The 7,923-nt window shown below is 61.4% G+C and carries 8 protein-coding genes, 2 pseudogenes and 1 riboswitch; of the genes and pseudogenes, 1 reads left to right on the top strand and 9 read right to left on the bottom strand.

The genetic code is table 11. The features are described from left to right. The 6 genes and pseudogenes from EOC06_RS27625 to EOC06_RS27650 form a co-directional block, all read right to left on the bottom strand. A pseudogene (locus tag EOC06_RS27625) lies at nucleotides 1–364 on the bottom strand (hypothetical protein); the annotation flags it as partial. Nucleotides 365–743: 379 nt separating this feature from the next. Further along, nucleotides 744–1,439: an isoprenylcysteine carboxylmethyltransferase family protein gene (locus tag EOC06_RS27630; protein ID WP_128309269.1), complete on the bottom strand. Its 696-nt coding sequence runs from the start codon at nucleotides 1,437–1,439 to the stop codon at nucleotides 744–746. A 172-nt stretch (nucleotides 1,440–1,611) separates the two neighbouring features. Then, nucleotides 1,612–2,631: an ABC transporter substrate-binding protein gene (locus tag EOC06_RS27635; protein ID WP_127268777.1), complete on the bottom strand. Its 1,020-nt coding sequence runs from the start codon at nucleotides 2,629–2,631 to the stop codon at nucleotides 1,612–1,614. Further along, nucleotides 2,624–3,391, bottom strand: a complete 768-nt coding sequence (locus EOC06_RS27640) for an ABC transporter ATP-binding protein (protein ID WP_128309270.1) — start codon at nucleotides 3,389–3,391, stop codon at nucleotides 2,624–2,626. The genes EOC06_RS27635 and EOC06_RS27640 overlap by 8 nt, the downstream gene beginning before the upstream one ends. A gap of 2 nt (nucleotides 3,392–3,393) precedes the next feature. After that, nucleotides 3,394–4,140, bottom strand: a complete 747-nt coding sequence (locus tag EOC06_RS27645; protein WP_128309272.1) for an ABC transporter permease — start codon at nucleotides 4,138–4,140, stop codon at nucleotides 3,394–3,396. A gap of 103 nt (nucleotides 4,141–4,243) precedes the next feature. Then, the gene (locus tag EOC06_RS27650; protein ID WP_127331098.1) at nucleotides 4,244–4,852 is read right to left on the bottom strand and encodes a YkoF family thiamine/hydroxymethylpyrimidine-binding protein; all 609 of its coding nucleotides are present in this window, start codon (nucleotides 4,850–4,852) and stop codon (nucleotides 4,244–4,246) included. Continuing rightward, nucleotides 4,843–4,956, bottom strand: a riboswitch (TPP riboswitch). Its footprint overlaps the gene before it by 10 nt. A 195-nt stretch (nucleotides 4,957–5,151) precedes the next feature. Between EOC06_RS27650 and EOC06_RS27655 the strand changes: the two genes are divergently transcribed. Further along, a complete protein-coding gene (locus EOC06_RS27655; protein WP_127272385.1) occupies nucleotides 5,152–5,472 on the top strand; it encodes a hypothetical protein in 321 nt (106 codons plus the stop codon). 39 nt (nucleotides 5,473–5,511) lie between these two features. Here the strand turns inward: EOC06_RS27655 and EOC06_RS27660 are convergent, their stop codons facing one another. The 3 genes and pseudogenes from EOC06_RS27660 to EOC06_RS27670 form a co-directional block, all read right to left on the bottom strand. Further along, a complete protein-coding gene (locus EOC06_RS27660) occupies nucleotides 5,512–6,543 on the bottom strand; it encodes a formyltransferase family protein (protein WP_128309271.1) in 1,032 nt (343 codons plus the stop codon). A gap of 382 nt (nucleotides 6,544–6,925) precedes the next feature. After that, nucleotides 6,926–7,444 carry a peptide-methionine (S)-S-oxide reductase MsrA gene (gene msrA / locus EOC06_RS27665; RefSeq protein ID WP_127272383.1) on the bottom strand — a complete coding sequence of 173 codons (519 nt, stop codon included), beginning with the start codon at nucleotides 7,442–7,444 and terminating at the stop codon, nucleotides 6,926–6,928. Between the two features lie 132 nt (nucleotides 7,445–7,576). Continuing rightward, nucleotides 7,577–7,923 (bottom strand): annotated as a pseudogene (locus tag EOC06_RS27670) (glycosyltransferase family 39 protein); the annotation flags it as partial.

Here is a 7,923-nt window from a genome sequence, read left to right on the forward strand (position 1 = left end):
CATTGGCGCCGAGTCCGGCAGCAATGCCGCCAGATCCTCCAACATTGGCGCCCGCGCCGGCATTGATGCCATTGCTGCCGCCGACCGAAGCGCCGAGACCAGCATTGACACCGCTCGAGCCGCCGACATTGGCACCGGCCCCGGCCTTTACACCACCGCTGCCGCCCACCGAGGCGCCCACTCCGGCGCTGATGCCGCCACTGCCGCCAACGGAAGCCCCGACGCCGGCATTGACGCCGCCGCTACCACCCACCGAGGCACCAACGCCAAGGCCGATTCCCGCAGCATTGGCGGGCAGGGAAAGGGCTAAGATTACCGCACTACCCGCCAACATGTTGGCGACTGTCTTGATGGTGTGAGCCATAACACTCTCCTGTTGTCGTTGCGCTAAAGCAATTGGCGAGAGCCGATTGCAAGATCAACTACGCGAGGTGGTGAATTTCAGTTTCAGAGAGAGAATACTGAACCTGAAGCGTGGTATACATCAACAAAATTTCTGAAATAAAATTGTAATAAAGTTGGAATAATTTCTCTTTACACAGTGCGTAAGACCATTGATGATCGGACGTTACTCTGCTCGTCTTACTGCGAGGCCGTACACCGCACCGGACAGCGCACGAGCCTCTCGCAAGATCAGCAAGACCGCCACGATGATTGCAAGTGGCCAGAGTCTGTCGGCGGATGCGGGAGCGAGAGAGTGCAAGCGTGATTGCAGGCCGAACGATTCTGCGCTGGCCGGCTTGTTAGACGATCCCGTAGAACAGCCTGTAGTGGACGCGCTTCATATAGTCCCGGTATTCCGGCGTCGCGGCTAACAGCGCCTCTTCGCGCAGGATGCGATGAACCTGGAAGAAGGTGATCGCGGCGTAGACAGCAAGATTGTAGAAGGAAAAGGCCGACAGCAGGAACAGGACATGACCGGCAAGGTATCCGGCATAGATCGGGTGCCGCACCAGGCGGTAGGCACCGTCGGTCATCACGCCGCGATTGCCCGGCAGAATGGCGAAAGAACGCCCTAGCGATATCTTCCCCCAGATCACGAACCCCAACGCCAGGACTTGCAGCGGCGCGGCGGCATAGATCGGGATGATGGCCACGCCCGGTTCCAGGTCGATGAAGCCGACACCGAAGCTGGCGACCACCGAAACAACCACCGTCAGCGGGTTCCAGTCGCGAACCTGCGGTCGCCGCGACAGAAGCAGCCAGGTAAAGGTCAGGATCTCGGAAATTGCCACCAGCGCCACATTGATGCGGGTCGGGTCGAGCATCAGGTGAGATACGCCGCGGTAGACGAACATGCCCGCGAAGGCCAGCGCGCAGATCCGAAAGAAACCTTCGCGCAAATCCACCAGGATTTCGCGCTTTCGGGCTGCGGACAAAATCCTGCCGTCACTGACGTGCGAAAGCGCCTCGCTTTTTGATATGAGCAATGCAAACACCCCAATGATCCCTCAGGGCGACCTTTGCACGCAACCATTGCCGGGCAGTTAATCAACAAGATCAGATCGGCATTAAACTGGCTGTCGGGGAGCCAGGGCGCCACTTCCAGACGACCTGCTCCACGCGGTCGCCCAGAAAGACTGGCGACCCATCTCATTTGGTTTTGCCAGACTAGCTCAGATAGTCGTTGCGGAAATAGCTCCCGAAATCCGGGCGTTGAGCAACCAGCTTGCCGTCGGCATCACGCAAAATGCCGGACGCGAAGAGATAGCCGCCGATCGCTCCCATCTTGGCCGGATCCATCGTCCCGATGGCGCCGCTTTGGCTGCGCAGATAATGGCCGTCGATCAGCGCCTTCAGTGAGGCGTGGATCAGCGCCGGATTGGTCAACGCATCCTTGTTGGCCGCGATCAGCAGGGCTGCCGCATCTTCGGGGTGATCGACCGCGAACTGGTAGCCGCGCCGCGTCGCCTGGACAAAGGCGGCCGCAGGCTTGGGGTTTGCCTGGAGATAGGCTTCGCTCGAAGAGATCAGTGTCGTGTGCTCGTCAGGCACGCCGTAATCGGCATAGACGAAGCTGCGTTGTTTGACGCCCTTGAGCTCGGCGTCGACACCCTCCCAGGTCGAGACTTCGAGCGTGAAATCGACCGAACCATTGGCCAGCGCCTCATAGGCTGAGGTGCCGAGCGTCACCGTCTCGAAATTGCCCTTGCCGCCATCATGGCGGATGATGGTCGATATCAGGGCGTTTTCCCAGGCGCTGCCGAAGCCGCCATAGGTCAGGCCGTCGAGGTTTCTCGGGCTTACGATCTCGCTGCGGGCCGCATTGAAGACCACGCGGCCGGTTTCCGATTGCACCACCGCATAGACGCCCTTCAGGTCCGCTCCGGCGGTTCTCTGGGTGAACAGGCTGATGGTGCCGTTGATGCCGAAATCGGCGACGCGATTTGCAACCAGCGTGCCCGCACCGGTATCGCTGTAAGGCAGGATGTCGACCTCGAGCCCGGCCTCGCGATAGAAGCCCTTGTCGCGGGCGACGAACAGTCCGATGTGGTTGGTGTTGACAGTCCAGTCGAGGGCAACGGTGACCTTTTGTGCCGATTGTGCTTGGGCTCGCCCCGATCCGGCAACGAGCGGAAGGCCTGTGGCAAGGGTCAGCAACAAGGCCTGCCGGCGCGTCAAGTCAGTCATGATCGTGTCCTTTGGATGGGGTGGCGTTGAGGATGATGTCGAGAATCTCGGCCTCGAGCGTACTTGCCTGGCGCGCGGCATCGCCGCCAAGGCTGCGCGGGCGCGGCAGCGGCACCTTGATTTCACGCACGATGCGGGCCGGGCGCGCCGACAGCAGATAGATGCGGTCGGACAGGAACACGGCTTCGCGCACGTCATGGGTGATCAGGAGCGCCGTCCAGCGATGATGCCGCCACATCTGTTCCAGCCAGCGCTGCATGGCCGTGCGGGTCAGCGCGTCGAGCGCGCCGAACGGCTCGTCGAGCAAAAGCATGTCGCGTTGCTGCACCACCGTGCGCAGCAAGGCCGCGCGCTGGCGCATACCGCCGGACAGTTGCGCTGGAAAATGCCGCTCGAAGCCGGCAAGCCCGAATTCGGCAAACAACGGCGCAACGCGCGCCCGCGCCGCCTGTCTCCTCATGCCTTGCACTTCGAGCCCGAGCGTCGCGTTTTCGAGGATGCGCCGCCACGGCATCAGCGCGTCACGCTGCGGCATGAAGGCGAAATGCCTGCCGTGGTCGTCGAGCGGCGCGCCGTCGAACAACATCTCGCCCTCGCCATGCTCGGCGCCGGTCAGGAGCTGGAAGAGTGTCGATTTGCCGGCGCCCGAGGGTCCAAGGATCGAGACGAATTCACCAGCGCCGACGCTAAGCGAAATATCGGCCAGCACGTCGAGCCCACCGAACGCCTTGCGCACATGCCGCAGTTCGAGCCGGCTCATCGCTAGGCCCCCTTCCCGGCGGTTTCCTTGCCGGCCCGCTCCCAGGGCATCGCAAGGCGCTGCAGCAGTACAGTCAACCCGAACAGGACAAGGGTCAGGGCAGCGCTCACTCCGACGGCGGCAAGAACCAGGTCAGGACGGAAATTGTTCTTGGCGTTGAGCATGTAGATGCCCAGCCCCTTCGCGGCCCCCGCATATTCGGCGAAGATCGCGCCGACCACGGCGTAGGTGATGGAGATCCTCAAACCAGCGAAGAAATAGGGCAGCGCCGAAGGCAGCCGTGCCAGCATGAAGATGCGCCAGCGCCCTGCTCCCATGGCGCGCAGCATTTGCCCGATCTCGGCCTCGGTCGACTCATAACCCTCGACTAATGCAACCAGCATCGGAAAGAAGGTAACCAGCGCCACCAGCATGATCTTGGGCGCCAGCCCGAAGCCGAACCAGAGCACCACCAGCGGCGCGATCGCCACCAGCGGCAAGGTCTGGCTGACGATTAAGACAGGAAACAGCGCACGCCGCAGCGGCTGGAAGAAGTCGACCAGCATCGACAGCACGAAGGCAGCGCTGAGCGAACAGGAGAAGCCGAGCAGCGTGGCGCCGATGGTCGGAATGGCGTTGTCGGCCAGCGCCTGGCGATTGAGCAGCGCTTGCTCGAAAACGCGCGACGGCGCCGGCAGTGTCGTCGGCCTGATGCCGGAATAGGTGGCATAAAGCTCCCACGCCAGCAGGAGCAAACCGACCGAGATCATGGCCGGCATTGCCTTGACAAGAAGGCTCGCGATCGGGCGCGAAGCGACTGATGATGTGGCCACGGGAGACAACCTTTGACGGCAGCGCGAAAGCGCGGCTGGCTCAGACAGCCGACGGGCTGTTGGCCGAGACCGTGACGTCGAGGGTTACGTGGCCGGCGCCTGGTCCGAAGCGGCAGAAGGCCTCGTCCAGCGCCGAAAAGATCGCACCGGCATCACCGCGCAGTTTCGTGCAGAAATGCTTGGAACGCTCATAGACGCCGGACTGCTTGAGAAAATCGATGCAGCCGTAGATCTCGTCCATGTGGTCGTCGGTGCCCATCACATAGAGCGAGAACTGCGCCGCCGCCGACTGGCCGGTGGCAGCAGCATTGCGCACCGCCGCGATGGCCGCATCCTTGCGCGGGCCGAGTGGCCCGACAGGCCCGCCAAGTGCATCGGAGCGGCAGATCGGGTCATCCGGCTCGCCAGGGCACCCGCGCGAGATGGCGGCCGACAACACGCAATGTTTGCCGCTGCGTGCCGCCGCCACGAAGAGGTCGCGCATGGCGGGAAACAGCACTTCGGGCGGCCCGACCAGCAAGGTCGAGATGTCGTCGGTCTCGATCCTGAGCTTGTCGCGCCAGGGATCGAGCGCACCGAGCGCGCCAAGAATGACACCGACGAATTCGTCGGTCATGGGGTATAGGGAAATCTGTGCGCCTGAAAACATCGCCCGCCTCGCTCCGCTGGTATTACCCAGATCAGCTTCTAGGGTCTGTGGGCTTGCCGCCCCCGTCTCAGCCCCGACCGTACGGAGCACCCCTGTGGATGTGCGCCTTAAAGCATCATTCGAGTTCAAGGGAAAGCCGTTTTTTTAGAGCACTGCGCCAAAAGCATTGCGCCAGTCACGGTGCGCCTGAGCGGAATTTTGTCGGGAACCTTCGCCGCCGCGACCGGTTGTCCCCACAGTCGCAACGCGATCACTTTCGTAGAAAACAAGCGACGACTTCACAGAAATGGAGACAAACCATGTTCATGAAAATCCTCGCAGCTTCCGTTCTCACCATTGGTCTGGCCACGTCAGCCATGGCGCAAAGCGCCGGCAGCAACAACGCAAATGGAAGCGGCAGCGGCAAATCGGTGACGGTTGAGCCGAACACGCCGGCTTCACCGAATACGGTCGAGCCGGACACTGTCGACCCGGGCACGACCAACAGCACGACTGGCACGGTAGGGGACATGAATTCGAACGCGGATCAGAATTGCCCGACCAACCCGCAAGGCGCACAGACGGACGCCGATGGTAACGCGACGGCGCCAACGGTAAACGATAATAATTGTGGCAAGTAACCGCACACAGATGAAGCCGCTGGGCATCGCCCAGCGGCTTCATCCGTTTCTCTGGTCCGCAGCACTCGTTTTGCCGAACAGCCGGATTTGTGGAGCGGGTTTTCCGGCGGGCGGGCGCAAAAACAGGTGTTTTGAATTGAGCAGCCGTTTGAGCACTCTACCGTAGGTAAAATACAGGACCCGACCGTTGGCGAGATCGAATTCCACTGTTCCCCACCGCCTGACCGGAGCCTTTCCTGTGCAAGGCCCCAGCCTTCTGATCTGGAATCCCAGTCTGACTTTGCGCGTTCCGATTTCAAGATAGATGCCTGGCAGAAGGCCGAGCACATGCCATAGCCGTACAACATGCTCGACCGACATGGCCGGCGAGATTATCAGGTGGCTGGGCTGAAGCCGTGCCCAGACGAAGTCGCCTTTCGGCTGCGGCATTCCTGACAACAGCCCCCGGCAGTAGGCCGGCACCGCCTCGCTCACCAGAATCCGCATAGCGGTTGCCGTGCTGTCGGCCAAGGCTTCTCTCGAGGTCCAGTCAGCTTCGGAAAACGGCACCTGCCCGAGAATGTCACCCTCGTCAAAACCGGCGGACATCTTGTGGAGCGTGACGCCGCCATGAGCCGCACACCGGCCGTCCACGGCCAAGCGCTGGGTCGGATGTGGCCCTCGATAGTCGGGGAGCAGCGCCGGGTGGAGGTTGACCCCGCCTTTGGAAAAATGGCCAAGAACCTCTTGAGGGATCAAGACAGGCAAAGTGTAGCAGACCAGCACATCGGCGCGGAGGTCAGACAATTGGCGACCAAGCGCATTCCAATCGTAAGGGCGGCCAAATTCGATCAACTTGACAGGCGTGTTACCGACAAACCGCCTGAGCAGCAGCTTGCGTTGAAGCCTTCGTCGGAAATTGCCGATGCTGAAACCGGTGGGACGACGCCGGAACCCGGGCACGATGATCGCGCCAATTGCATTTCCAGCCTCTAGCCAGCCGGCGAGCAGAGGCCCCGTATGGTTAGAGATATCGAGGACAAAAACGGCTGTGATCGGCTCCGAGTGATCGGTCGATTCGATCGGCCTCATCTTCGGCGGCTCAAACGGGCCGACAGATCAGGGCGAGCTTGTCAGGTCGGCTGAGTGGAAGGCGATGCCAAGGCAGTGACAACCGAAAGACGCTCGCGTTTTACAAACACTGGCTTTTCGTAGATTTTCTTCACGGCCCGTCTCCCGAAATCAACTCTTCCTGCGCAATTGGAACCGCGATACGGCAGGCTGTCAACCACCTGACCGTGTTTGCCTACCGCATCCGCATTCGCCGTTGACGAAGGCGTTCGAAGAGCGCTCGGACGTTGTGAAAGCTCAATGGCCGACGCGACACGGTGCGCTGACTGAAAGGGGTTTGGATGCGATGACCTGCTCGACGACACCGTCGAGCAGCAATGCAGGGCAAATCGCAGTTGCGAATCTACGAAACCGCCGTCTCGCGAACCGGCAGCTTCCAGCCTGGCCTGACGAAGTGGCAGGTGTATCCGTTGGGATATTTCTCCAGATAGTCCTGATGCTCGGGCTCGGCTTCCCAGAACGGACCAACGGGTGCGACTTCGGTGATGACCTTGCCCGGCCACAGGCCCGAGGCATCGACATCGGCGATGGTGTCCTCGGCGACGCGCTTCTGTTCGTCGCTGGTGTAATAGATCGCCGAGCGATAACTCGTCCCGACATCGTTGCCCTGGCGGTTGCGGGTCGTCGGATCGTGGATCTGGAAAAAGCGTTCCAGCAGCGTGCGATAGCTTATGATGGCCGGATCGAAATTGATCTCGATGGCTTCGGCGTGGGTGCCGTGGTTGCGGTAGGTGGCGTTGGGCACGTCGCCGCCGCTGTAGCCGACACGGGTGGAGATGACGCCGGGATAGCGCCGTATCAAATCCTGCATGCCCCAGAAACAGCCGCCGGCAAGGACTGCACGTTCGGTCGAAGTCGCCATGTCACGTCTCCTCAAAAGCAATTCCAGGAAAAGTGTGTAGCGGTTTTCCGTCTGGAATTGCGTGAAAGCAAGTGGTCTCGCCATAAATGGGCATTGTCACCTGCTTCGTCCAGCGGACGCGGTGGATCTACCTCAATTGCTCGGTTGGGCGAGGCTGTCGATCAAACCCGGTAGCTTCATGCCAGGCGGAATGGCGGCAAAGCTGATCGCCACCGGTGGTGCCCTGAGCGACCAGTCGAAAAGAACGGTCTTGACCGGGATGTTTCCCAGCCACGCCAGCAGCCGAGGTGGCACGCCGCTCCCGGGCCAGACCAGAAGCATGCCGTGATCGCGCAGCCGCTGGCTGGTGATCCAGGGGGCGAGCCGCATGTCGAGGTCTGTGAAGATCGACGGCTTGTCATAGGCGTTGAGGCCGGCCAGCAACGCGATGCGGGTATCGCCGCCGACGATGTCGAGCCGACCGGGCACCGCCGCGTGCC

Source organism: Mesorhizobium sp. M7A.F.Ca.MR.362.00.0.0 (assembly GCF_004023175.1).
Classification (GTDB): domain Bacteria; phylum Pseudomonadota; class Alphaproteobacteria; order Rhizobiales; family Rhizobiaceae; genus Mesorhizobium.